The sequence below is a fragment of the Methylomonas koyamae genome (genome assembly GCF_019669905.1).
In the GTDB taxonomy this organism is placed as follows: domain Bacteria; phylum Pseudomonadota; class Gammaproteobacteria; order Methylococcales; family Methylomonadaceae; genus Methylomonas; species Methylomonas koyamae.
Genome location: NZ_AP019777.1, coordinates 3,379,538 through 3,404,622 on the forward strand (window position 1 = coordinate 3,379,538; position 25,085 = coordinate 3,404,622).

General features: G+C 54.9%; 22 protein-coding genes. 7 read left to right on the plus strand and 15 right to left on the minus strand.

Annotation, left to right across the window (positions count from 1 at the left end; translation table 11 throughout):
• Positions 1–93: 93 nt before the first annotated feature.
• The 9 genes from MKFW12EY_RS15165 to cutA all read right to left on the minus strand — a co-directional run bounded on the left by MKFW12EY_RS15165 (position 94) and on the right by cutA (position 8,288).
• Positions 94–1,290 carry a class I SAM-dependent rRNA methyltransferase gene (locus tag MKFW12EY_RS15165; protein WP_221053300.1) on the minus strand — a complete coding sequence of 399 codons (1,197 nt, stop codon included), beginning with the start codon at positions 1,288–1,290 and terminating at the stop codon, positions 94–96.
• A gap of 6 nt (positions 1,291–1,296) precedes the next feature.
• On the minus strand, positions 1,297–1,935 hold the full coding sequence (locus MKFW12EY_RS15170; protein WP_054762862.1) for a zinc-ribbon and DUF3426 domain-containing protein: 639 nt from the start codon (positions 1,933–1,935) through the stop codon (positions 1,297–1,299).
• A gap of 3 nt (positions 1,936–1,938) precedes the next feature.
• Positions 1,939–2,823 carry a 50S ribosomal protein L11 methyltransferase gene (gene prmA / locus MKFW12EY_RS15175; protein WP_054762860.1) on the minus strand — a complete coding sequence of 295 codons (885 nt, stop codon included), beginning with the start codon at positions 2,821–2,823 and terminating at the stop codon, positions 1,939–1,941.
• A 54-nt stretch (positions 2,824–2,877) separates the two neighbouring features.
• On the minus strand, positions 2,878–4,221 hold the full coding sequence (gene accC / locus MKFW12EY_RS15180; RefSeq protein ID WP_064021031.1) for an acetyl-CoA carboxylase biotin carboxylase subunit: 1,344 nt from the start codon (positions 4,219–4,221) through the stop codon (positions 2,878–2,880).
• A 20-nt stretch (positions 4,222–4,241) separates the two neighbouring features.
• Positions 4,242–4,685 (minus strand): acetyl-CoA carboxylase biotin carboxyl carrier protein, encoded by a 444-nt coding sequence (gene accB / locus MKFW12EY_RS15185; RefSeq protein WP_221053301.1) that lies wholly within the window; start codon positions 4,683–4,685, stop codon positions 4,242–4,244.
• Positions 4,675–5,136: a type II 3-dehydroquinate dehydratase gene (aroQ, locus tag MKFW12EY_RS15190; RefSeq protein WP_064021029.1), complete on the minus strand. Its 462-nt coding sequence runs from the start codon at positions 5,134–5,136 to the stop codon at positions 4,675–4,677. The genes accB and aroQ overlap by 11 nt, the downstream gene beginning before the upstream one ends.
• Positions 5,137–5,239: 103 nt before the next feature.
• Positions 5,240–5,767, minus strand: coding sequence for a TlpA family protein disulfide reductase (locus tag MKFW12EY_RS15195; RefSeq protein WP_054762858.1), 528 nt, complete (start codon positions 5,765–5,767; stop codon positions 5,240–5,242).
• On the minus strand, positions 5,764–7,989 hold the full coding sequence (gene dsbD, locus MKFW12EY_RS15200) for a protein-disulfide reductase DsbD (protein ID WP_054762868.1): 2,226 nt from the start codon (positions 7,987–7,989) through the stop codon (positions 5,764–5,766). Before dsbD ends, MKFW12EY_RS15195 begins: the two co-directional genes overlap by 4 nt.
• Positions 7,971–8,288, minus strand: coding sequence for a divalent-cation tolerance protein CutA (gene cutA / locus MKFW12EY_RS15205; protein WP_054762856.1), 318 nt, complete (start codon positions 8,286–8,288; stop codon positions 7,971–7,973). Before cutA ends, dsbD begins: the two co-directional genes overlap by 19 nt.
• Positions 8,289–8,358: 70 nt before the next feature.
• Between cutA and MKFW12EY_RS15210 the strand changes: the two genes are divergently transcribed.
• The gene (locus MKFW12EY_RS15210) at positions 8,359–8,799 is read left to right on the plus strand and encodes an FxsA family protein (RefSeq protein WP_054762854.1); all 441 of its coding nucleotides are present in this window, start codon (positions 8,359–8,361) and stop codon (positions 8,797–8,799) included.
• A gap of 52 nt (positions 8,800–8,851) precedes the next feature.
• Here the strand turns inward: MKFW12EY_RS15210 and MKFW12EY_RS15215 are convergent, their stop codons facing one another.
• Positions 8,852–9,109 carry a YgaP family membrane protein gene (locus tag MKFW12EY_RS15215; protein ID WP_054762866.1) on the minus strand — a complete coding sequence of 86 codons (258 nt, stop codon included), beginning with the start codon at positions 9,107–9,109 and terminating at the stop codon, positions 8,852–8,854.
• A 103-nt stretch (positions 9,110–9,212) separates the two neighbouring features.
• Between MKFW12EY_RS15215 and uvrD the strand changes: the two genes are divergently transcribed.
• Positions 9,213–11,375: a DNA helicase II gene (gene uvrD / locus MKFW12EY_RS15220; protein ID WP_221053302.1), complete on the plus strand. Its 2,163-nt coding sequence runs from the start codon at positions 9,213–9,215 to the stop codon at positions 11,373–11,375.
• 308 nt (positions 11,376–11,683) lie between these two features.
• Here uvrD and MKFW12EY_RS15225 read toward each other — a convergent pair whose 3' ends face one another.
• Positions 11,684–12,286, minus strand: coding sequence for a hypothetical protein (locus MKFW12EY_RS15225; protein WP_157199467.1), 603 nt, complete (start codon positions 12,284–12,286; stop codon positions 11,684–11,686).
• A 209-nt stretch (positions 12,287–12,495) separates the two neighbouring features.
• On the opposite strand from MKFW12EY_RS15225, the gene MKFW12EY_RS15230 reads away from it, so the two are divergent.
• Positions 12,496–13,722, plus strand: coding sequence for an IS256 family transposase (locus MKFW12EY_RS15230; RefSeq protein WP_221052987.1), 1,227 nt, complete (start codon positions 12,496–12,498; stop codon positions 13,720–13,722).
• 323 nt (positions 13,723–14,045) lie between these two features.
• Positions 14,046–14,795: an IS5 family transposase gene (locus MKFW12EY_RS15235; protein ID WP_054763859.1), complete on the plus strand. Its 750-nt coding sequence runs from the start codon at positions 14,046–14,048 to the stop codon at positions 14,793–14,795.
• A gap of 14 nt (positions 14,796–14,809) precedes the next feature.
• On the opposite strand, the gene MKFW12EY_RS15240 is transcribed toward MKFW12EY_RS15235, so the two are convergent.
• The 4 genes from MKFW12EY_RS15240 to gap all read right to left on the minus strand — a co-directional run bounded on the left by MKFW12EY_RS15240 (position 14,810) and on the right by gap (position 20,945).
• Positions 14,810–17,203, minus strand: coding sequence for an EAL domain-containing protein (locus tag MKFW12EY_RS15240; RefSeq protein WP_245006322.1), 2,394 nt, complete (start codon positions 17,201–17,203; stop codon positions 14,810–14,812).
• A complete protein-coding gene (locus MKFW12EY_RS15245) occupies positions 17,203–18,114 on the minus strand; it encodes a PhnD/SsuA/transferrin family substrate-binding protein (RefSeq protein WP_054763293.1) in 912 nt (303 codons plus the stop codon). Before MKFW12EY_RS15245 ends, MKFW12EY_RS15240 begins: the two co-directional genes overlap by 1 nt.
• A 374-nt stretch (positions 18,115–18,488) precedes the next feature.
• Positions 18,489–19,922 (minus strand): pyruvate kinase, encoded by a 1,434-nt coding sequence (gene pyk, locus MKFW12EY_RS15250; protein ID WP_096875846.1) that lies wholly within the window; start codon positions 19,920–19,922, stop codon positions 18,489–18,491.
• Positions 19,923–19,931: 9 nt separating this feature from the next.
• Positions 19,932–20,945, minus strand: a complete 1,014-nt coding sequence (gene gap, locus MKFW12EY_RS15255) for a type I glyceraldehyde-3-phosphate dehydrogenase (RefSeq protein WP_054763294.1) — start codon at positions 20,943–20,945, stop codon at positions 19,932–19,934.
• Between the two features lie 190 nt (positions 20,946–21,135).
• Here gap and ylqF point away from each other — a divergent pair, with 190 nt between their 5' ends.
• The 3 genes from ylqF to MKFW12EY_RS15270 all read left to right on the plus strand — a co-directional run bounded on the left by ylqF (position 21,136) and on the right by MKFW12EY_RS15270 (position 25,071).
• Positions 21,136–22,044, plus strand: coding sequence for a ribosome biogenesis GTPase YlqF (gene ylqF, locus MKFW12EY_RS15260; protein ID WP_221053303.1), 909 nt, complete (start codon positions 21,136–21,138; stop codon positions 22,042–22,044).
• Positions 22,045–22,197: 153 nt separating this feature from the next.
• Complete coding sequence (locus MKFW12EY_RS15265; RefSeq protein ID WP_054763295.1) at positions 22,198–22,848, plus strand: DUF2076 domain-containing protein; 651 nt, start codon at positions 22,198–22,200, stop codon at positions 22,846–22,848.
• Between the two features lie 231 nt (positions 22,849–23,079).
• Positions 23,080–25,071: a HAMP domain-containing methyl-accepting chemotaxis protein gene (locus tag MKFW12EY_RS15270; protein WP_221053304.1), complete on the plus strand. Its 1,992-nt coding sequence runs from the start codon at positions 23,080–23,082 to the stop codon at positions 25,069–25,071.
• Positions 25,072–25,085 lie beyond the last annotated feature (14 nt).

A 25,085-nucleotide genomic window follows, 5' to 3' on the forward strand; every position in this document is an offset into this window, starting at 1 on the left:
TTTTTCGGGCCCTGAACGGTGTTCAACTTAAATCCGCCAATCAATACCGGCTGGCCACACAAATCGCAGCCGTAATTTCGCATCGGCATAAGGTTAGATAGTTGGGCTAACTGCGCAGAAAAACGCTTTCAAGTATTCGGTTTCGGCCATTGCCGGATGTATCGGATGGTCCGGTCCCTGGCCGCCGCCGGCAAATAACAGCAAATGGCGATCGATATGGCGTGCCGACGAGCGTAAAATTTCCTGCAGATTTTCCCGGCTCAAATGGTGCGAGCAGGATGCCGAAACCAAAATACCGCTGCTCGACAAGACCTGCAACGCCAAATGGTTCAAGCGCCGATACGCTTCATAACCGGACTTGAAATCTTTTTTTCGCTTTATCAGCGCCGGTGGGTCCAATATGACCACGTCGAACTGCTCGCGCCGCTCCCGAGCCTGCTTCAAAAACTCGAATACATCGCTACGTTCGAACCGCATTGTGCCGGCAACGCCGTTTAACTCGGCGCTGGCTTGAGCCAGGCTCAACGCACTTTCGGAACTATCGACGCAGCAAACTTCCGCCGCGCCGCCTAGCGCAGCCGGAATGCCCCAGGCCCCGGCATAACTGAATAAATCCAGTACCCGCATGCCACGTACCAATTTTGCCAACCTGGCCCGGTTTTCCCGGTGGTCGTAGAACCAGCCCGTCTTTTGGCCCTCGGCGATATTCACCAAAAATCGGGTACCGTTTTCTACCACCTCCAGACGCTCCGGCAATTCGCCAAATACCAACTCCGGCACCAACGACAAATTTTCGAGCTGGCGTTGGCCGGTATCGTTTTTTAACAATACCGCAGTAGGCTCCACCAATTCGCATAGCACCTTGACCAATAAATCCTTATGCCGCTCCATGCCGGCCGTCGTGATCTGTACCGACAACACCGCACCGAAACGGTCTACCACCAAACCCGGCAGGCCGTCGCTTTCGCCAAACACCCAGCGGTAAAACGGCTTGTCGAATAAGCGCTGGCGTAAACCCAGCGCCTGTTTCAGCCGGCTTCTGAAAAAACTCTCGCCGATTTTCAGATTGCTTTTACGGGTCAACAACCGCGAGCAGATCAAAGCGTTGGGGTTAACGTAGGCTACGCCGATCGCCTTGGCGTCGGCATCGCACACTGTGGCCAAATCGCCCGGGGCAAACTGCTCCAGCGGCGAACGCCGGCAATCGACCTCATTACTGAACACCCATAAATGGCCTTGGCGCAAACGTTTGTCTTCGTTCTTTTTCAGAAACAGTTCGGGATAATTCATGCTTATTTACGATAACTGGAAAACATACCCGCCTACCTGAGCCGCAGGTGCGGCGATATGCAATCGAATCGGCAATGTCTGGTCCGGCTGCAGCACAGCGCTCCCCGCCAGTTGCGGTAATGAAAAAACCCGCTCCGCTAAGGCTTGGCCGTTAAATCCCAACAGAGTCAGCCTTAACACCGTTTCAGCCTGCGGGAAAGCGGCATGATTGGTGATTGCCGCGCTAAAAAAGTAACTACTATCGGCTTGCCGCGTTAAATCGGCATGCGATACCGAGAGCTCATGCGCGTTTTGATAACTGGGCGGCTGGCAGCCGACCATCCGGCACAGACGCTGCCAATTCGTGACAACACTAGGCGAGCGGTATAGCTCCTCGCCTTCGAAATAAAAAACTTGCCCGACCAATACAGAGAACGCCATTGCGCTAGCCCAACCCCAAAACCTGGAATTCGGCCAATCTTGCTTGGCAATCCCCATATCAGATTCGGAGGGGCGGTCCGAAACCAAGCTACCTTCTTCACTTAAACTTGCCAGACCGTCGAAACGCTGGCCACAGGCCCGGCAGGCCAACAATCCGCGTTGCCGACGCAACTGGCCGACGGTTACTGTCTGCCGGGCGTCACAATGCGGACAACGGCTGAACATGCGTCAGGCCGGCTTAAGCGCATCCAACCGGCACCAGTCTTCCCGGCTCACCGGAGCAGCCACCGACAGACCGAGCGCACGGTAGGCGTCGGCCACAGCCGCGGCCTGTTCGTTCAAAATTCCAGACAAAACCAGCTTGCCGCCTGGTTTGACCAGTTCGGCGATGGCCGGCGCCAATTCGATCAAGGGTTTGGCCAGAATATTGGCGAGCACCACATCGGCGGCCAAGGCCGAGAACTGTTCCGGCAGGTAATAACTGATGCGTTCTTGCACCCCATTTTTTTCGGCATTGTATCGGCTGGCAGTTAGTGCCTGCGGATCGATATCGATGGCGTGGGCGTATCCGGCGCCGAGCAACAAGCCGGCAACTGCCAATATGCCGGAACCGCAGCCGAAATCGATCAAAACTTTGCCGGTGGCGTTGTGGCTGGCCAACCATTCCAGACATAGCGCAGTGGTCGGATGAGTACCGGTTCCGAAAGCCAAGCCCGGATCCAATGTCATGCATACCGTATCCGGTTCCTCCCGTTCCTGTCCGGTGGGACAAATCCATAGCTTGCCGCCGAACTTCATCGGCTGAAAATGTTCCATCCAGGCCCTTTCCCAGGCTTGGTCCTGCAACACTTCGGCGGACCACTCCTGCAAGGGCTGGCCGATGAATTGATTGAACAACAAGGCCTGCACGATATCCGGATCCGTGTCCAATTCGAACAACGCCGTAACGCGGGTACGGTTCCAAACCTTGGTTTGGTCGATAGCCGGCTCGTAGACCGGCTCGTCCTCCGCATCGCTATACGTTACCGAGACCGCTCCCAACTCGGAAAAGAAGTCCGAAATTTCCGGAGCGGTGGTTTCGTCGGTGACTACAGAAAGCTGATGCCATGCCATAACAAGCCCTGACTGGAGAAAAAAGAGCGTGAGCTCGCCTCGGCCGATTTGCGCCTAATGCATGCCCAGCTTTTTTTCCAAGTAATGAATATTTTGTCCGCCCTGGGCGAACGCCGCGTCGGCCATGATACTTTGCTGCAGCGGAATATTGGTTTTGATGCCATCTATCACCATTTCGCTCAGCGCCGTTTTCATCCGGGCGATTGCACTGGCCCTGTCGTCGCCGTGCGCGATCAGTTTACCGATCATCGAGTCGTAATACGGCGGCACCCGGTAGCCGTTGTAAATGTGGGTTTCGCAACGAATGCCGGGCCCGCCCGGCATATGGAACTGCTCAATCAGGCCGGGACTGGGCATGAAGGTTTTCGGATCTTCGGCGTTCAAGCGGCACTCGATAGCATGTCCGGTAAAGGTGACCTGCTCCTGAGTAATCGATAACGCTGCGCCGGCAGCTATGCGCAACTGCTCCTTGACGATATCGAAGCCGGTAATCATCTCGGTGACCGGATGCTCGACTTGCACCCGAGTATTCATCTCGATGAAATAAAATTGGCCTTTCTCGTACAGAAATTCGAAAGTCCCGGCACCCAAATAGCCGATTTCGCGGCATGCCTGGGCACAACGCTCGCCCATTTGCTTACGCTGCTCTTCGGTGATTCCCGGCGCCGGTGCTTCTTCGACCACTTTCTGGTGGCGCCGCTGCATCGAACAATCGCGCTCTCCAAGGTGGATTGCATTGCCGTGAGAATCCGCCAGTACCTGAAACTCAATATGCCGCGGATCTTCCAAAAACTTTTCCATGTAAACCGTGCTATTGCCGAACGCGGTGCCGGCTTCGGCCTTGGTCATCGCGATCGCATTCAGCAACACGCTTTCGGTATGCACCGTGCGCATGCCCCGGCCGCCGCCGCCGCCGGCGGCTTTGATAATGACCGGATAACCGATCTCCTTGGCCAATTTCAAATTGGCTTCATCGTCGTCGCTCAAAGGATCGCCGTTACCGGGCACGCAAGGAATTCCGGCTGCCAACATGGCTTTTTTCGCCGCAATTTTGTCGCCCATCATTCGAATCGTATCCGGTTTCGGGCCGATGAAGACGAATCCGCTTTGACTGACTTTTTCCGAGAAATCGGCGTTCTCCGACAAAAAACCGTAACCGGGATGAATCGCTTCGGCATCGGTGACTTCGGCGGCACTGATGATGGCCGGGATATTCAAGTAGCTGCCGGATGAGGCTGCCGGGCCGATACAAACCGCTTCGTCGGCCAATCGCACATGTTTCAAGTCGCGGTCGGCTTCAGAATAGACGGCCACGGTTTTGATACCCAGCTCGCGGCAGGCGCGCAAAATACGCAGCGCAATCTCGCCGCGGTTGGCGATAACAATTTTTTCAAACATAAGCCAAGCCCCGGGATAGGTTATTCGATAATGAACAGAGGCTGGCCGTATTCGACCGGATGGCCGTTCTCAACCAGAATCTGCTTGATTTTGCCGCTTTTGTCGGCTTCGATCTGGTTCAGAATTTTCATCGCTTCGATGATGCACAGGGTTTGGCCGACGCTGACGCTTTGGCCGACTTCGACGAACGCCGCCGATCCCGGCGAAGCGGAACGGTAGAACGTGCCGACCATCGGCGACTTCACCGCATGGCCGCTGATTCTCTCTTCGGCCGGCGCCGCGGCTGGACCCGCTGCGGCCGGAGCCGCTGCGGCAGCTACCGGTGCAGGAGCCGCATATTGCATCGGCGCAGCAGCCGAATAGCGGCTGATACGAACCGACTCCTCACCCTCGCTAATTTCTATCTCAGCAATATCGGATTCTTCGATAAGATCGATTAATTTTTTTATTTTTCTAATATCCATCGTTCTGAGTTCTCTCTTGTAATAACTGATGAGCGGCTTGCACAGCCAATTCGTAACCGTTAGCCCCTAATCCGCAGATAACGCCGACAGCGATATCCGAAAAATAAGAATGTCTTCTGAAAGGCTCGCGGGCATGCACGTTCGATAAATGAACTTCTATGAATGCAATCTTGGTAGCCAGCAAGGCATCGCGAATCGCCACGCTGGTATGGGTAAACGCGGCAGGATTGATGATGATGAAGTCGACGCCTTGCCGGTAAGCTTGATGAATCCGTTCGACGATTTCGTGTTCGGCATTGCTCTGCCAAAAATCAAGGGTGTGGCCCAGAGACTGCGCCAAACGTTCGACGCTGTGCTGGATGTCTTGCAAAGTCTTGCTGCCGTATAACCCCGGCTCCCGAACGCCTAACATATTCAAATTGGGTCCGTTCAGAACGGTAAGGGTCGCCATGAAAATATCGAACGAGAAAGTATCAAATAAAGCGAAATTCTGCCTAATTCGAAGGTTTTTGTCCAGATAAACCGATTTCGCGACGTTTTGCCTGCATTTCGCGTCAGTTGGCCTTAAGCAGCGGCTCAACGACTTCCAGGATTTTTTCCCTGGACAATTCGCCCAATTGGCGATGCACGATTTTGCCTTGCTGATCGACAATCACGGTAAACGGGACGGTATTGATCACGTTACCCAACCGTTGCGCCAGTATCGCCGCATCCTCGCCGCCGATCAGCAGCGGATAATTGACCTTCATCCGACTCTGGTAATCCTGAACCGGTTGTTTGTCTTCCAAAGCGATACCGACAAATTGCACGCCGCGGTCTTGATATTCGGCCTGCAACTTGACGAATTCGGGGATCTCTTTCAAACAGGGCGGACACCAGGTAGCCCAAAAGTTGACCAGCAAAATCTTGCCGCGCCATTGCGCAATCGGCTGCGGCACATCCTGTAAATCCGGTAGGGTGAAATTCAACTCCGGCCCCGACTCGATTGTGGCCGGCGCCTGCTCCCGGTACCCGTAAAACGCGATACCCGCGGCGGCGGCAATTAACGCGACCACACAAAAAACCAATATTTTCCGATTCATAGTTGCTGCAAAGTGTTCAAAAAAGTAGCGGCATCCTGATAGCCGATCACGCGCATGCCGCTACGCTCGAGGCCATCCGGACCAAAGAAAATAATGCCCGGCGGCCCGATCAAATCGAAGCGTTTCAGCAAGGCTTGGTCGGCTTCGTTATTCGCAGTCACATCGGCCTGCAATAACACGGTGTTGGCCAGCCTTTGTTTGACGCCCGGATCGGTAAAGGTATAAGCCTCCATCTCCTTACAGGAAATGCACCAATCCGCATAAAAATCCAACATCACACTGCGGCCGCTGGCTGAAGCCTGCCTAATCCGCTGCTCCAGTTCCTGCAGGTTCGCCACCCGTTCGAAACGAAGCCCCTCTTGCTCGGGTTTCGCGCCGCCACCGCCGGCCAGACCTTGCAGCGGCTGCAACGGATTGGAATTGCCGGCACTAAGGCCGATCAATTGCAACACGCCGAACACCAGCATGACCAAGCCCAAACCCTTCCACAGCTTGCGCCAACCGCCTGCGGCTGCCGGCAACGGCTCAAGCGCGCCCAGGTAAACGGCCGGAACCACCAGCAAAAGCGCCCACAGCAGCATGACAACGTGGCCCGGCAGGATGCGCGACAACATCCACACCGCCACCGCCAGCATCACGACGCCGAACACTGCCTTAGTCGAATTCAACCAGTTGCCGGATTTAGGTAACAATTTGCCGGCCGACGCACCGAGCAACAACAACGGCGCCCCCATGCCTAAACCCATCGCAAACAGGGCCGACCCGCCCAGCACCGCATCGCCGGTCTGGCCGATGTAAATCAATGCCGCCGCCAATGGCGCCGCCACGCATGGGCCGACGATCAGCGACGACAAAGCCCCCATGATCGCAGCCCCCCAGTAGGAACCGTCGCGGTGGCGATCGCTGGAGCGGTGTACCACCGCCTGAATCGACTTGGGCATTTCCAAATCGTAAAAACCGAACATCGACAAGGCCAGCAGCACGAACAAACAGGAGAAGGCCGCGATGACCCAAGGCTCCTGAAACGTCGCCTGCAAATTGCTGCCGAACAACGCCGCCAGAACGCCGAATGCGGTATACATCAATGCCGAAGCCAGCACGTAACTCAGCGACAACAAAAAGCCTTTGCGGACGCCGACCTGATGGCCATGGCCGACGATGATACCCGACAAAATCGGAATCATCGGAAACACGCACGGGGTAAAGGCCAACAGCAAGCCGAAGCCGAAAAAGCTCAGCAAGGTCAAAGCCAGACTGTCGTGACGCAATGCGTCCACAATCCGGTCCTGCTCCGATTCCGACGGATTGGCCGCCGCAGGCTTAGCGGGTAACGCCCCGGCTTCCGGCAAATCCAAGCCGACCGTCTGCTGCATCGGCGGATAGCAGACGCCGCGGTCTGCGCAACCCTGAAATTTCGCCAACAGCGTGACGGTTTCGGCCGCCGACTGGCCGCGCACCAGAGGCACTTCGACGTTCACCTGGTTCCGGTAGATTTGTACCTGACCGAATTCGGCATCGTGGTAGGCCTCGCCTGCAGGCAGCGGCAATTTACCCAACTGAGCCGCAGCCGGCGGCTGCAAAGCCAACGACAATTTATCCTTGTAAAGATAATAGCCGTCGGCGATCTGCCAAGTGGCCTGGACAGTATGGGCATCTTTGACGCTGGCAAAAAATTGAAACGCCTGCTCTGGCGGCAATAAATCCGCGGAGAACAGGCCGGGCGTCAAGCCTTTCAGACCTTTGACGAATTGCTGCAAGGCGTCGCCGCTGGGTGCCGGCGCGGCCGCCGGCGCCGGTAAATCGATATCCAACACCACCTTTTGCGGCGGATAACAAACGCCGGCGTCGGCACAGCCCTGGTATTTCACCAGCAGCTTGAGCTGCGGCAAAGCCTTGTCGTTCACCAGCGGCAGCACGACCCGCAACGACTTGCGGTAAACCACAACGTCGCCCAGACTCGGATCGTGCTCGCTGGCGCCGTCGGGCAACTGGGCCTGGCCCAGGCCGATAGATTCGGTCTGCGCTTGAAACTTGGTCTTGTCCCTATAAAGGTGGTAACCGTCGGCGATGTCCCAGTTCAGTTCGACGCTGGTTGCCGATAGTGCGTTGGCGGACAGCTTAAACGCCTGCTCCGCCGGCAAAAAATCCTGTTCGTCGACAGCCGCTGCCAGCGGCGTAAACGAAACGAAAACGCAGAAAAAAATCAGGCGCCAGTAAAACATGAATTTATCCATTGCAAATAATCCTGGGAACCGCGTTCGATGCCGAGCGCGATAATTTCCGGAACGTCGTAGGGGTGGAGTTGCTTCACGGCCGCTTCGATGGCCGGATAACGGTCCTGCCGACTCTTGATCAACAGCAAATGTTCCTGAGCGGTTTCTATTTGACCCTGCCACTCGTATACGGAACGGACGCCGGGCAGGATATTGACGCAAGCCGCCAGCTTTTCGGCAATCAGTGCATTGGCCAAATTTTCGGCGCAATCGGCATCGGGACAGGTACAGAGTATCAATTGGTACATCACGATATTATCCTGGAATTTCTACTGGGATGCTCTTAGTATTAGCCGCTTTTTTCCCGGCAAGCCCATCATGAAAACCATGCAAGCCCTGTTTCTGTCCTATCTGATCGTACCGTTTGTGGAGATTTACCTGCTGTTGCAGGTCGGCAGCGTCATCGGCGCGTTTCCGACCGTGTTTTTGGTGGTATTCACTGCGACACTGGGTGCCTGGCTATTGCGCCGCCAGGGCTTTGCAACCTGGAACCGGTTACAGAACGGTTTGCGGCAAGGGGAAATTCCGGCTTACGAAATGGTCGAAGGTCCGATATTGTTGGTAGGCGGCGCCCTACTGCTGACGCCGGGATTTTTCACCGATTTGTTCGGTTTCGCCTGCTTGATTCCGGCGCTTCGCCGAAAAATAGCCGATTATCTGATCGAACGGCATTTGTCCGGCAGCCAAACCGGTTCGATATTCCGGCAATCCCAACGCGACCGGTCGGTCATCGAGGGCGAGTACGAGAAACACCGGTAATATTGCAACAACTGAATCCGCGCTATCGCGGATTCAGACGCTAACCGAATATTTAGTGGCTGTCACCGCCGGCATTGGCATCGCTAGCGCCAAAACCGCCGCTCAGCGTGTTTTTGCCGAAACCCGAATAGGCCGGGCACCAGCCGGAATAACTGGTCGCGACCAACGCCAAACCGACCAGCAGCATTAGAACGCTGGCAGTAAACAACGACACGCTCAGCAAAACCACTCCGGAAACCATGCGCACTTTTTTGTCTTTATCGCCGATATTGTGCTCAAACTTGACCAAACGTTTATAATCGAAGCTCATTTCCAATCCTCTCTGTGTTGTATTTATTTAGTCCTGACGCAAGGCTTTCCCTTAAAAGGCAAGCAAATATACACAGCTCCCCGAATTCTGCAAGCTATAAAAAATGGATGCCTCTTCTCTGATTGCCCCGTTAAACGACCAGCAACGCCTGGCCGTTTCGGCCCCCTCCCAAGCCATGCTGGTACTGGCCGGCGCCGGTAGCGGCAAAACCCGGGTACTGGTGCACCGCATCGCCTGGCATATCAAAGTCAACCACGTCTCGCCTTACCACATCCTGGCCGTAACCTTTACCAACAAGGCTGCCAACGAGATGCGCGGCCGGGTCGAGGACTTGCTGAACACCTCCGCCCGCTCGATGTGGATCGGCACCTTTCACGGCCTGGCCCACCGTTTGCTTAGGCAACACGCCAAGCAAGCCAAACTGCCGGAAACGTTTCAGGTGATGGACAGCGACGACCAATTGCGCATCGTCAAACGCCTGGTCAAGAGTCTGAACCTGGATGACAGCAAATGGCCGCCGAAACAAGCGCAATGGTTCATCAATGCGCAAAAGGACGAAGGCATCCGCGCCCGCCACATGCAGGACAGCGGCGATTTTTACCTGCGACAGATGCGCCAGATTTATCTGGCATACGAAGAACTGTGCGACCGCTCCGGCCTGGTCGATTTTGCCGAACTGCTGCTGCGCGCCCACGAATTGCTGCGCGACAACGCCGACCTGCTGAGTTTTTACCGCGAGCGCTTCCAACAGGTTCACGTCGACGAATTCCAGGACACCAACACCATCCAATACGCTTGGTTGCGGCTATTGACCGAAGGCAACAACAACCTGTTCGTCGTCGGCGACGACGACCAATCGATTTACGGCTGGCGCGGCGCCAAAATCGAGAATATCTACGCCTTCCAAAAACACTATCCGCAACACGGCGTGATTCGCCTGGAACAGAATTACCGTTCCAGCGGCCACATCCTGAAGGCCGCCAACACCCTGATCGCCAACAACGACAACCGGATGGGCAAGGAGCTGTGGACCGACGCCGGCGACGGCCACGCCATCGCCTTGTATTCGGCCTTCAACGAACAGGACGAAGCCTATTTCGTCGTCGAAAAAATCCGGCAATGGGTACGCGACGGCGGCTTGCGCAGCGAGACCGCGATTTTGTACCGCTCCAACGCCCAGTCCCGCCAGTTCGAAGAACGGCTGATGACCACCGCGACGCCATACCGGGTTTACGGCGGTTTACGTTTTTTCGAACGGATGGAGATCAAAAACGCCCTCGCCTATCTGCGCCTGTCCAGCAACCCGCACGACGACGCCTCGTTCGAACGCGTGGTCAACACACCGACCCGCGGCATCGGCGCCAAAACCCTGGACGACATGCGCATTCTGGCCCGTCAACAGCAACTATCGCTGTGGCAGGCGGCACAGGCCATGCTGGAGCAAAACCAGTTGCCGGCCCGCGCCGCCAACGCGCTACGCGGCTTCATGAATTTGGTTTTGGAACTAGGAACGGCCACCCAAGGTTTCAATTTGCACGAGACCGTCAAGCACGTCGTCGAAGCCAGCGGCCTGATCGAACTGTATAAAAAGGAAAAACAGGACAAAGGCGAAGCCCGGGTGGAAAACCTGGAAGAGCTGGTCAATGCCGCCCGCCTGTTCGACTACGACCGCGAGAATGCGGAAAACCTGTCGGAGCTAGACATGTTTCTGACTCACGCCGCGCTGGAAGCCGGCGAAATGCAAGGCGAAGCCGATGAGGATTGCGTGCAACTGATGACGCTGCACTCCGCCAAGGGTTTGGAATTCAAGCTGGTGTTTCTGGTCGGCCTGGAAGAAGGCCTGTTCCCGTCCCAACAGGCGCTGGATGATCCCGGCCGGCTCCAGGAAGAACGCCGACTATGCTACGTCGGCATCACCCGCGCCATGCAACAATTGTATTTGACCCACGCCGAATCGCGCCGCCTGTACGGCAAGGACAGTTACCCGCGGGCCTCGCGTTTTCTGCGCGAACTGCCGCAGGAATCGATACAGGAAATCCGCTTGCGCGCCAACGTCACCCGTCCTGCCGCCGCTGCGCCGTCGGTATCCGCAACTTTGGGCGGCAGCACCTTCAAACTCGGCCAAACCGTCCGCCACGAGAAATTCGGCGAAGGCGTCGTACTGCAAACCGAAGGCGAAGGCGACCAGGAGCGAGTACAAATCAACTTCCGCAACGCCGGTTTAAAGTGGCTGATGTTGGCTTACGCCAAATTGGATAGGGTTTAGCGGGTTGTGACGGCGTGAATACTGGTCAAACTATCTGGTAGTTGGCGTAATTCGGCGGCTACCGACCCAAACTTGACGATCGCGCTTCTCCAAACCGGCCACAGTTTCTGCGGGCTGAAGATCTACAAAGCAGCCTTTGGCGACCTAATTCAATCGGCCAAAAGCGGACCACCACGCTTTTTAAATCAATGGAAGGTGATGGTCTCAGAGCAGTCGTTCAACGATTAAGCTCACCGACGGCAATGGAGCGTAGATTAATTGCCATTCGGTGGAGCGCCTTGTTGGGCGTCGCACTATGGTGCCGGCTGTTATGGTTTCGTTGGACTTGCAGCGACGCGCTCACGAAAGCGGGTCACCGCAATGTGCGCACTGTTGAGAAGTTGTATGGCATCATTTAACCTTCGAACGATCTCGTCAGCGTTCCAGTTCTGGGGGTGAATATCGACATTCCGCAACAACTCATCGGTATAGCCAAGAGCTAATCCTCTCGATTTTGTACCTTCGTAAATCTCACCCTCTAAGTCGTAAGTCCCTTCTTTTTCCCTAATCCCTTGCCCACATTCACGAACATTGCGTCGCACTTTTTCAAGCATTGCCTCAAGAACATCTATCTGTTTGTGCAATTCCTCGCGGCGCTTGGCAGATGGAGGTTGCTTCGGGATCGCGGCAACGAAAAGTCGCGACTCTGCCTCTAATTCGTATATGCTTGCACTCAACCTGTCGACAGCACGGAGAAACTGTGCACGCTCCTCCTCAGCAGCAATCCCATCAAATGTAACCGTAAATGTCTTAAACCATTCAACGAGTCTGGACAAATCGTTTAGCGACGTCCCTCCTGCAGCCCAAGACTTGGGGGCACCGAGAACTACCAAAAGCAAGAATATGGATAATCTTACAAGAGCTCTGTTCACCGCCGCCTCCTTCCGTGCTTTAGCTTAACAAATCGAATGATGACGATCACGGCCAAGTAGAGGCCGACACCCAGCGTAATCAGAGCAGGAATCAGACGCAATATAGACGCTGGTAACACATCGGTTCTGACAAGCAGAAACGGAGGGTGTAAGAATTTTTGTGTAAACGGCCATTAGGCAGGAAACTGCCCTTACTTTGAGGAGTAACTATGACCTTACCAAAAGCCATCCCAACCGACCTAATTGATACCTTATTGTCGGGCTATCAAAAACCTGAAGACCTGCTGGGCGAAAATGGCCTGCTAAAACAACTCACCAAGGCCTTGGTCGAGCGAGCCTTAGAAGCCGAAATGACTGAACATTTAGGCCATGCCAAGCATGAGTCAGTCTGCAACGCCACCGGCAACACCCGCAATGGCAAGAGCCGTAAAACCCTCAAAGGCGATTTTGGCGCATTGCCGATTGAGATTCCCCGTGATCGTCATGGTCAGTTCGAGCCGCAAATCATTGGCAAACACCAATCCCGCTGGACGGGCTTTGATGACAAGATCATTTCACTCTATGCCCGAGGTCTGACCGTCAGGGAAATCCAGAGCCATCTGGAAGAACTGTATGGCACTGAAGTTTCACCCACCTTGATCTCCTCGGTGACGGACGCCGTGATTGAGGAAGTCAAAGCCTGGCAATTGCGGCCGCTTGATCCGGTTTACCCCATCGTTTATCTCGATTGTATCCACGTCAAAGTGCGCGATACCGGTGCCGTTCGTGTCAAGGCCGTTTATCTGGCCATAGGGATTAACCTGCAAGGAGAGAAGGAAGTGCTGGGCTTGTGGATCGCCCAAACCGAAGGCGCCAAGTTTTGGTTACAGGTCGTGACAGACCTCAAGAATCGCGGCGTGCAAGACATCTTCATTGCCTGTGTCGACGGTTTGAAAGGCTTCCCGGAAGCGATTGAAACCGTCTATCCACACGCCGCCGTCCAACTGTGTATCGTCCACCTAGTCCGCAACAGCCTGAACTATGTCAGTTGGAAAATGCGTAAACAGATCGCCGGCGATCTCAAACGAATATACCAATCCGCCAGCGTCGTTGAAGCAGAGCAAAGGCTGGCTGAGTTCGAGACGCAGTGGAACGAGGCCTACCCGCCCATTGCTCAAATTTGGCGACGTAATTGGGATAGAATCATTCCCTTCTTCGACTATCCGCCCGAGATACGCCGCATCATTTACACTACGAATGCGATCGAGTCGGTGAACATGAGTTTGCGGAAAATCACCAAGAATCGCGGCTCATTTCCCAGTGATGAAGCCTTGTCGAAATTGTTCTATTTGGCCCTGATGAATATCAGTCAAAAATGGACCATGCCGTTGCATGACTGGAAAGCGGCTTTGAATCGGTTTAGCATTCAGTTTGAAGACAGGATGCCCAATCGATAATTAAATCCCGTTTACACAAAATTCAGGACACCCTCGATTCATAGCCCGAAAGCCGTCATTGAATTCCGATACCTGAAAGCTGCCGTTCGTCACTGAGTTCAACCGACCCTTAGCAGTCTCCGCCTATTAAGGGCTATCGTCTGCAGCACTCCTTTTAGCAGCCATTCCTTCTACAACGAACGACGGTCATATTTCAACTATTGCCTATCCCAAGTACTTTCTTCAATGGCTTTTAGGGGCTGTTGCCATTTTCAAACAATAGCCTTGAAATTGAGCGGCTCTGCCTCAGTAGATTGATTTTTCAATCAAAAGACAAGCAACCGATGCCACGACAATTGTTTACGGACGAATACTGGAATAAATTCAAAGCCATCATGTTAAGCCTGGGGATTTACGACAAGCCTTCGCTCCGGCAAACGGTAGAAGGGATTTTTTATCGCATGCGAGTCGGCTGCCCCTGGCGAGACCTGCCTGCCACGTTTGGTAAGTGGAATGCCGTGTACAAACGGTTCAATGCGTGGTCACTGCAAGAAAAACTGATGGGCATTTTTCGAGGTCTAGTTGTGGCACCCGATTTGGAATGGACCTTTATTGACGGCAGTATCGTAAAAGCGCATCAGCATAGTAGTGGCGCGGCTCGTGAACAGGATGCCGCGATTGGGAAATCCGTCGCGGGTAACACCACGAAAATCCATATGGCCGTTGATGCCTGCGGGCTGCCTATTCATTTCTCGGTCACCGGTGGTGAAGTCCATGACTGTAAAGAAGCGCCGAAATTAGTGGCTAAACTGCCTTTGGCTGACTACACGGTCGCTGACAAAGGCTATGACAGTGAACCTCTAAGGATTCAAATTCGAGAGAAAGGGAGTGTGCCCATCATTCCTAGAAAACAGAATTCAATCGTCGGGAATGACGGAATGGATTGGTGTCTCTACCAATATCGCCACCTCGTTGAAAATGTCTTTGCGCGATTGAAACATTTCAGAGCCATCGCGACGCGATATGACAAATTGAAACGCAATTTTGAAAGCGTTGTCGCTTTGGCCTGCGCTTTTATTTGGTTACCCATGTAAAACGGCAACAGCCCCTAATTTTTCTGCAATTGAGCATCGAACTGTTCGATGGGCTGCGGTTTGCTGAATAGATATCCCTGGAAATGATTACAGCCATAATCGATTAACAACTTTCTTTGGATTTCTGTCTCGACGCCTTCGGCAATTACATCCAGCTTCAGTGTCTGAGCCATGGCGATGATGGTACGAATAATGGCCCGGTCGCTGGTGTCTTCTGCAATGTCGCGGACAAATGACTTATCGATCTTTAGTTGATCCAGTGGCAGACGTTTCAGATATTGCAAGGAAGAGAAGCCAGTACCGAAGTCGTCCAAAGAGAATCGGACGCCAATTTCCCGCAATGTCTTCATCTTGGCGATGGTCTCGTCAATATCGCTCAGTAACATGCTTTCGGTCAGTTCCAGTTTCAGCCGTTCGGGATCAATACCATGTTTCTGTACAGCGGCCTTTACAGCGCTGACAAATTCGGTTTGCTGAAATTGTTTGGCGCTGACGTTGACCGACAAAACCAGGTGTTTCTTCCTTTCACAGTGTTGCCAGCTCATGATTACTCTGCATGCGGTATCGATAACCCATTGACCGATGGGCAGAATCAGTCCGGTTTCTTCAGCCAGTTCGATGAATTCGGAGGGAAGTAGTAAATGCCGCTGCTCACGTTGCCAGCGAATCAGGGCTTCCGCGCCTATGATATTTCCGCAATGATCAAGCTGACTTTGGTAATGAAGAATGAATTGACCGGCTTCAATAGCGTGTTGCAGGTCAGCTTCTAAGGCAACTCGATCATTGATGCTTTCCTGCATGCGCGGATCGAAGCAGCGAATACTGTTGCGCCCCGCTTTTTTGGCCTGGTACATGGCAATATCAGCTTGTTTCAGCAGATCGTCATGACTCAGTTGCTCACTGCCGTCGAATAGGACAACTCCAATGCTAGGGGTGTTGTTGTATGTATGTTGATCCAACTGATACGACTGATTCAGAGTCGTCATGATCTTATTCGCGATCAACTGGGCATGTTTGATCGCCTCCATAGGATAAGCGCTCAAGTTTTCCAGCATCACCACGAACTCGTCTCCACCCAGGCGGGCGACCGTGTCGCATTCGCGTACAGCCGCACTAAGACGCTGGGCAACCTGCTGCAGCAACAGGTCACCAGTAGCATGACCCAGGGTATCGTTCAGGGCCTTGAAATTGTCGAGATCCAGAAACAACAACGCAGCCACCTTGCCGTTGCGTGCACACGACACGATCGCTTGTTTGAGGCGATCACTGAGCATGCGGCGATTCGGCAGGTTTGTCAGTGGATCGTAAAATGCCAGATTACGAATCTCACTTTCGAAGTGTTTACGCTCAGTAATGTCCTGCACCATAGCCGTAACATAATCCACACTGCGATCAGATGTACGTACACAACCCACCACTAATTGCACGGGAATGCTTTTCCCGCTACGACTGATAAAGCGTTTTTCCAAGCTGTAGCCATCAATTTCGTTAGCCAGCATGCGATTGAACTGCGCGTCATCGGCAGCCAAATCATCGGGATGTGTCAATTGCGTCCAAGTCATGTTGCGCAATTCCGCCTCCGAATATTCCAGCATGTGGCATAGACAATCATTGATGCGAATCCAGTCTTTTTCCGGCGAGATAATGGTCAAGCCCACCAGATTTAATTCGTAAAAAGAGCGGAGTTGCTGTTCCCGTTGATTTAAACTGTCCAGCATCCCATTGAACTGTCTGGCAAGTTTGGCAGCTTCATCATTACCCGACAGCTCGACACGCACGTCAGGCCTGCCAGATTGCACGGCATCGGCAACTTTCTGGATTGCATAAAGCCGCCGGGTCAAAAAACGACTGGCAAGCGTAACCAAAACCGCGCTGATGCCGATCGATACTAGGATGTACAGCAAGCCGTTGCGTTTTATCTCGATCAATCTGGCTTTGAATGGCTTGCGATCCAGCCCAATCCGCACCCAGCCTACCTGTTTTTTACCGAGAATGATGGGACTTAAAACGTCTATCGTGCCGACTGTTTGTCGCAATTCCGGGGCAGCGGAACTTGATGGCAAGTCACTCAAGTACATCCCAATTTTACTTTTATCATTGTGCGCCAATATTTGGCCACCAAGGTCAAGCACGATGGCGTAAAGCACCGCGGGATAAGCTGAAGTACTCTGCACGATTTCCTGCAAACCGCTGTAGTCTCGCGAAAGAACCCATACCGCAGACGATGTGGCCAAACTATGGGAAAGCGCCGTTGCTTGTAGAGCATTTTGCTCGATTTCAGCAATCTCCTGACGGCGCGTCATATCCCAGATGAACGTTGCCATCATTAGAGCGACAATCAAGGTCATGCCGAAAATCAACTGTTTGCGCAGATTGCCGAAGAAAAGGTGGCATAATTTTTTCAGCATTAGCGTATTTCCACGGGGCGCACTTCTTTTTCGAATCGTTCGATGTACTTCTGCACCACGGCATAACTGGCATCGTCCGCCGCATAAAAATTGGCGATTTCCATACTCGAAAGTATGGCTTTGCCCTCATCTGTCTGGCGCAATCCAAGCAGTAAGGCTGTTATTTTGTCCCGGATGACCTCCGGAACGTCGTCACGCACCATGACCGAGTTATTTATCAGAGAAGACGTTTGCCAGATCATCTTTAACTGAGCGGCTTCGTTCGGATGACTCTGTTGAAACAGTCGCCACGGTGGCGGCCAAGTGGCGCCCGCTGCTGATTTACCCAGATAGACATTCATGATGGCCGACTCCTGCGAACCGACGTAGATATTCTGAATGTCACGGTTGATATCGATACCTTGCAGGTGTAGAAAATATTGCGGCATGATGGCGGCAGCCAGCGCTGTGGATGAAGGGTAGCTCACCACTTTACCCTTCAGATCGGTTGGTTTCTTGATATCACCGTCCTGTCGAACGATAAAGATGCCTTTGAAATCCTCGGCGTCGCCCGCCATCGCAATAACGTGGTAGCCGACTTTTTCTGCCTGCAGGGTCTGCCAGGGATTGGGTAGTAAAAACTCGGGGCCACGTGCACGAAATTTCTGCTCGTACGCCTGATAATCGCGCGATGCTTCCAGTTCCAATTGGCCGTCGGTCAATTGCTGATTTAGATAATCGATCAGTGGCTGATAAGCCTCGCTGAGTTTTTGCGGATTGTGCAGTGGGTGAACGGCAAAACGATAAATGGGAAGAGCAGAGTTTGGAGGCGTTAGGCTATATTGCAGCGCATTATCTTCGGGAAGTTGCTGGTCACACGCCATTAAAAGCAGGCAAGCCAAGAGGCATTTAAAGACTTTGAATAGGCTCATGCGCTTCGATTTCAATTGTCCCAAGAAGGCACTAACGGTGCTGGTCAATGACTGGTTTTGTTGTGGTTACCTATACTTTGGACTACTAAAGATACGGCTAATCTTAGCTATTCGATGGAATAATTCTTTTATCTATCGAAAAATATCTTGGCTCTACCGTCTGTCTGTTAGTTACGTAATCCCTCATGGTCTGCTATATACCACAAAGCTGACTTAACTAAAGTAGCACCGCAACGGCAGCTATTGGCCGGCTGCAGCCGGCCACGCAATCCATGCAAACCCAAATGCAAACGGGCTAATTACACATCCCACAAACAAAAAACGCGGCGCCCGGCCGAAGCCGGAGCGCCGCGTCTTAGTTTGGACGAAACCGCTTAGTCTTCTACGGTGACCACTTTCAGCGAGTTGGTGCCGCCTTGGTGGCCGGTCGCGTCGCCTTTGGTAATGATGTAGGTATCGCCTTTATTGACCACACCGCGGGTACGCAGTTTGTCGATGATGGCTTTGTTGACTTCGGCTTTTTCCATCGATTCGCGGCTGAACGGAATCGGGAATACGCCGCGGTACAAAGTCACCCGGCCCAGCGTTTTTTCGTGGCTGCTGAACGCGTAGATGGGGATGTTGGAGTTAATCCTGGACATCCACAACGGGGTCGAGCCGGACTCGGTCAACGACGCTACGCCGCTGATCTTAGTGTGGTTGGCCATGTACATCGCCGACATCGCGATGGCTTCGTCGATCGCCGAGAAGCTGTCGGTCATGCGGTGGTGAGAATGGGTCACGCTCGGCTGCTTTTCGGTTTCCCAGCAGATGCGCACCATGGCCTGCACCGTTTTCACCGGATGTTTGCCGGATGCGGTCTCCGCCGACAGCATGATCGCATCGGTACCGTCGACGATCGCGTTGGCCACGTCGAACACCTCGGCACGGGTCGGGATCGGATTTTCGATCATCGATTCCATCATTTGCGTGGCAGTAATCACGGCCCGGTTCAATTCGCGCGAACGTTTGATCAAATGCTTTTGCGCGGCCGGCAAGTTGGCGTCGCCGATTTCCACGCCCAAGTCGCCGCGCGCCACCATGATGGCGTCGGAGGCCATGATGATCTCGTCGATCACGTCCATCGCTTCGGCCCGCTCGATTTTCGCTACCAAACCGGCATACGATCCGGCCGCTTCCAACAAGGCACGGGCTTCGTGCATGTCGTCGGCAGTACGCGGGAACGAAATCGCCACGTAATCGGCCTGAATCACTGCGATGGTTTTGATGTCTTCCTTGTCCTTCTCGGTCAACGCCGCTGCCGACAAACCGCCGCCCAGCAGGTTGATACCCTTATTGTTGGACAAGTCGCCGCCGACCACCACTTTGGTATTCACGCGGGTATTGTTTTCGACGTTGACCACGTCCAACACCACCCGGCCATCGTCCAGCAACAAGCGGGTGCCGGGCTTGACTTCGCGCGCCAACGGCTCGTAGCTGATGCCGACCTGGGTGTGGTCGCCGTCGTACTTGCCGAGGTTGATGTCCAAGGCAAAATCCTGGCCTTCGTCCAGCCAGACTTTGTTTTCCTTGAAACGCTCGATCCGGATTTTAGGACCTTGCAGGTCGGCCAGAATACCGACCCTGCGGCCGGTTTTCTTGCTCAGTTCCCGCACGCGGTTGGCGCGGTCGATATGGTCCTGCGCCGAACCGTGCGAGAAATTCAAACGGACGACGTCGATACCCGCGTCGAACAATTCCTCGAGTACGCCCGGCTTGTCCGTGGAGGGTCCCAGCGTCGCCAGGATTTTGGTTCTTCTTAACAGCATGTAATCCCTTTATTTGGCGTTATGCAGCGCAACGGTGGTGTCCAACATACGGTTGGAGAAGCCCCACTCGTTGTCGTACCACGACAAGACTTTAACGAAGTTACCGCCGGTAACTTTGGTCAAGCCCGCTTCGTAAATCGAAGAGTGCGGGTTGTGGTTGAAATCGGAAGACACCAACGGCTCGTCGTTGATCGCCAGAATGCCTTTCAGCGAGCCGTTGGCCGCTTCGCGCAGAATGCTGTCGATTTCTTCTTTGGTGGTGTTGCGCGAGGCTTGGAAGCACAAATCCACGACAGACACGTTGATGGTCGGCACGCGCATGGCAAAACCGTCCAGTTTGCCTTTCATTTCCGGCAATACCAAACCTACCGCAGCAGCGGCACCGGTTTTGGTCGGGATCATGGATTGGGTCGCGGAACGGGCGCGGTGCAAGTCGCTGTGATAAACGTCGGTCAACACTTGGTCGTTGGTGTACGAGTGGATCGTGGTCATCAAACCGTGATCGACGCCGATGGTGTCCATCAACGGCTTGACCAGCGGCGCCAGACAGTTAGTGGTGCAAGACGCGTTGGAAATGACGGTGTCGGACGCTTTCAGGGTTTGGTGGTTAACGCCGTAAACCACGGTGGCGTCGACATCGTTACCACCCGGGGCGGAAATGATGACTTTCTTGGCGCCGGCCGAGATGTGCGCGGAAGCCTTGGCTTTGCTGGTAAAGAAACCGGTGCACTCGTGCACGACGTCGATACCCAGCTCACCCCACGGCAATTTGGCAGGATCGCGCTCGGCGAAAACCCGGATGCGGTCGCCGTTGACCACAATGTAATCGCCATCCACAGTCACATCGAACGGGAACTTACCGTGCACGGTATCGTATTTGGTCAAATGCGCATTGGTTTTGGAATCGCCCAAATCGTTGATCGCAACCACTTGGATTTCGTTGGTGCGACCGGCTTCGTACAGTGCGCGCAGAACATTGCGACCGATACGGCCATAACCGTTAATTGCAACTTTAATTGCCATAGAATTTTCTCCGGGATGATTGTGAAGGACTGGGGTTGAGATGTGCCGAAAGCACCAAAAATTCGGCAGATTGTAGCAAACCCGGACAAACAACGTCTACCGCCGCGACCGGATTAGCGCCACGCGCCGCTGCCGCAGCGTAGCGAGTACGTTACAATTGCATTCCGTTTTCGACAGCAGACCAGCGCTCATGCAAATCCAGTGGTACCCGGGCCATATGCACAAGGCCAGCAAAGAGATCAAATACGCATTGCCCGATATCGATCTGTTGATCGAAATCCTCGACGCTCGTATCCCTTACAGCAGCCAAAACCCGATGCTGGCCAGGCTGCGCGGCGGCAAGCCCTGCATTCGGGTACTGAACAAAACCGACCTGGCCGATCCCGAGCTAACCAAACAGTGGCAGGAATATCTGGAGCGCGAGCAAGCGGTGAAAACCCTGGCGGTAACCACGCAACAGCCCGACAAGATCAAACAGATCATAGATTTGTGCGGCAAAATGCTGCCGGACAGAACCGCCGCCGGCAAAGTAATTCGAACCATGATTATGGGCATTCCGAACGTCGGCAAATCGACCATCATCAACGTGCTGGCCGGCAGAGTCATTGCCAAAACCGGCAACGAGCCGGCCGTGACCAAACAGCAGCAACGCATCAACCTGGGCAAAAACATCGTGCTGTCCGATACGCCGGGCGTGCTGTGGCCCAACGTCGAGAACCGGCACAGCGGTTACCGGCTGGCCGCCACCGGCGCCGTCAAAGACACCGCGTTCGAACATGCCGACATTGCGTTGTATGCGCTGGATTACCTGCGCCGGGCCTATCCGGAGCCACTGCGCCAACGCTATCGGCTTGAAACCTTGCCGGCGGAAGCGCAAGCCTTGCTGGAAGTGATAGGCGCCAAGCGCGGTTGCCTGCGCGCCGGCGGCATCGTCGAGCTGGACAAAGCCGCCAAACTGCTGTTGACCGAACTGCGCGCCGGCACCATCGGCCGCATCACGTTGGAAACCCCGGACATGATAGCCGCGGAAATGGCCGAGCTAGCCGAGATCCGCGCCGAAAAAACCGCCGAGCGCGAAGCGCGCCGGCCGCGCTCCTGAGCGACGCCCATGCGGAACCGGGCCGCCGCCGACGGTTTAGGCGTTGAAAATCGGCGCAGCTTGCCCCACATCGTTGCGGAACATTTAAGCTGCCCCTGCGGTCTGCTGCGCAACCGCTAAGCGGCCAATATTCTCAAAAACGGAGCCATTCGAATGAATCCTCAAGAACGCGACCAACTCAACCTGTTCCTAAAGCAATTGGCCGAGGCCAGAGTCGGCGCCAAAGACGCGGAAGCGGCGCAGTTGATTGCCGACAGCGTCGCCAAACACCCCGATGCCGCCTATCTGTTGGTGCAACGGGCCATGCTGCTGGAACAAGCGTTAAACAGCGCCAAAAGCCAGATCGCCGACCTGCAACAGCAGCTACAAACCAGCGCCGCCGCAGCCCCGCGCGGCGGATTTTTGAGCAACGATCCGTGGGCGCAAGCGCTAACGGCCGGCGGCGTACCCGGCGCCGGCAATTACCAAATTCCGCGCAACGCGCCGATGCCGCCGCAAGCCAGTGCGTTCGGCGGCGGCTCCAGCTTTCTGGGCAACATTGCCACCACCGCGGCCGGCGTCGTGGCCGGCTCGTTTCTGTACCACGGCATCGAAAGCTTACTGGGCGGCCACCACGGCGGCAACGAACAATCGCTGTGGAGCCAAGCCTCCCACGAAACTCCGGCGGACGCTACCGTAGTCAACAACTATTACGGCGACGATGCCGTCGCCGCGGCAACGGCGGACGAGCATAGCGACTACGGCTTGGACGATTTAGGCCAACTCGACGCTGACGATACCGGCGACGACTCCGGCTGGATTTAAGCCGCCGCCAACACCCGGCCGATACATGGACGTAGCGGCCTCCCGCCCAGCCTTTCCGCTATTCCGCAAATTCGGCCCGACATCGCCGGCCGCTTCGGCATCCATTTCCCCGCCAAACGCAGCAGACACGCCAAAACTAAATACTTTGGTCTAAACTCCGACCATCGCCCGACTCCGCCGTAATGTTTCGGCTCGCCGCACGCCCGCGCGTTCGATCTTAGGAAACCTGAAATGCAACTTACCATTCGCAATAAATTGATCGCCAGCTTCTCGGCGCTGGTCCTGATTTTGGTCGTATTCGGCTTGCTAGCCTGGATCTACATCGGCAGGTTGGGCTCCAGCATCGACGAAATCGCCGAATGGAAGGTACCGGCGGTCAAACTGGCCGTGGACGTACACGCCGGCGCCTACGACGCCACGATAGAACAGCTCAACTACCTACTCTACGAACGCGAAGAAACCTACAGCCGCGCCAAGCAGGTGTTGAACGCGATGGACGAGAATCTGAACCAGGTCGACCGCATCGGCAATAGCTTCGCCGACAGCGCCCTGTTGCAACAATCGGCATCGGTACGCAACAACGTCAAGGAGTTCCGCGAGCTGTACGACAGCGGCGTCGCCGCCTTGAAAAACAACCGGCAGGCGGTCGATACCATGGCCAACAGCGGCAAAGCGGTACTGGCCGAAGCCGACGCCTTTGCCGAAAAACAGGAAACCGAATACGCCAAATTATTGGACAACGGCGCCGGCCAGAATGAATTGAACGGCAAAGTGCAGAAGTACATTTTGGTCAACCGGATCAAATCCCTGGCGCAAACCATCATCCAACACGAGAAGGAAGAGCGGCTCTACAAAAACCGCCAGTACTACCCACAAATGCAGCAGGAACTGCCGACGTTGATGGCCCTATACGACAAGCTGGCCGCAATGACGCAAGAACCGACCGAACAAGAACGGATCGAGAAGGCCCGGGCGGAAACGGCAAAATACCAAAACGCCGCGGTGCAATGGATCGATAACGACAGCCGTCTGAAGCAAATCGTCGCCAAAATGGACCAAATCGCCGCCAGCGCCCGACAATCGGCCGCCGCCGCGGAACAGGACGGCTGGAGCAAAGCCCAGGAAATTGCCGGCAAAACCGTAGCGTTGGTCGGCCAAGCCAATACCATTATCGTGGTTTGCCTAATCCTGGGCATCGCAATCGGCGTCGGCATGGCGATTACCGTGCCGCCCAGCATCGTCAATTCGATCAACGCGCTGAGCAAATTCGCCAAGGCCTTCGGTACCGGCAATCTGACCGCCCGCACCCGCTTCGCGCCCAGCGACGAAATCGGCGTCATGGCCCAGGACTTCGACCATGCCGCGGAAAGCATCCATAAAATTGTCGGCAAGGTCAGCGGCTACTCGCAAACCTTGCAACGCAACGCCGAAGTGCTGCTGCGGGCCGTGGAGAACAACTCGGCCGGCGCCCAGTCGCAAAAGGAATACATCGAACAGGTCGCGTCGGCGATGACGCAAATGGCGGCGGCGGTACAGGCGGTAGCGCGCAACGCCTCGCAAGCGGCGGCCGCCGCCGCCGAAACCGACCGCCAGGCCCGCGCCGGCCAAACCGTGGTGCAACAGGCAGTCGGCTCGATCAATTCGCTGGCGCGCGAAATCGGCGATGCCGCCGGCACGGTCAGCAATCTGGAAGGCCACGTCAACGACATCAGCAGCATTTTGGACGTGATCCGCAGCGTTTCGGAACAGACCAACCTGCTGGCATTGAATGCGGCGATCGAAGCGGCCCGCGCCGGCGAGCACGGCCGCGGCTTTGCCGTGGTGGCCGACGAAGTGCGCACGCTGGCCAGCCGCACCCAGTCTTCGACCAGCGAAATCCAGAACATGATCGAAAAACTGCAATCCGGCTCCAAACAAGCCGTCGTCGCGATGAATGCCAGCCGGACGCTGGCCGAACAGAGCGTGGAGAAAGCGCAGGCTTCGGGCCAGGTGCTGGGCGCGATCACCCAGTCCGTCGCAACGATCAACACGATGAATACCCAAATCGCCACCTCCGCCGAACAACAAAATGCAGTAACTGACGACGTCGGCCGTACGGTGGTCAAGATTACCGAAATTGCCGAGACCGGCGTCAATACCGCGCGGGCGTCGTTGAAGGCCGGAATAGAGCTGACCGATCTGGCCAAGGAACTGGAACAGGCCGTATCGCAATTCAAGGTATGAGGTTAGCACCGGCC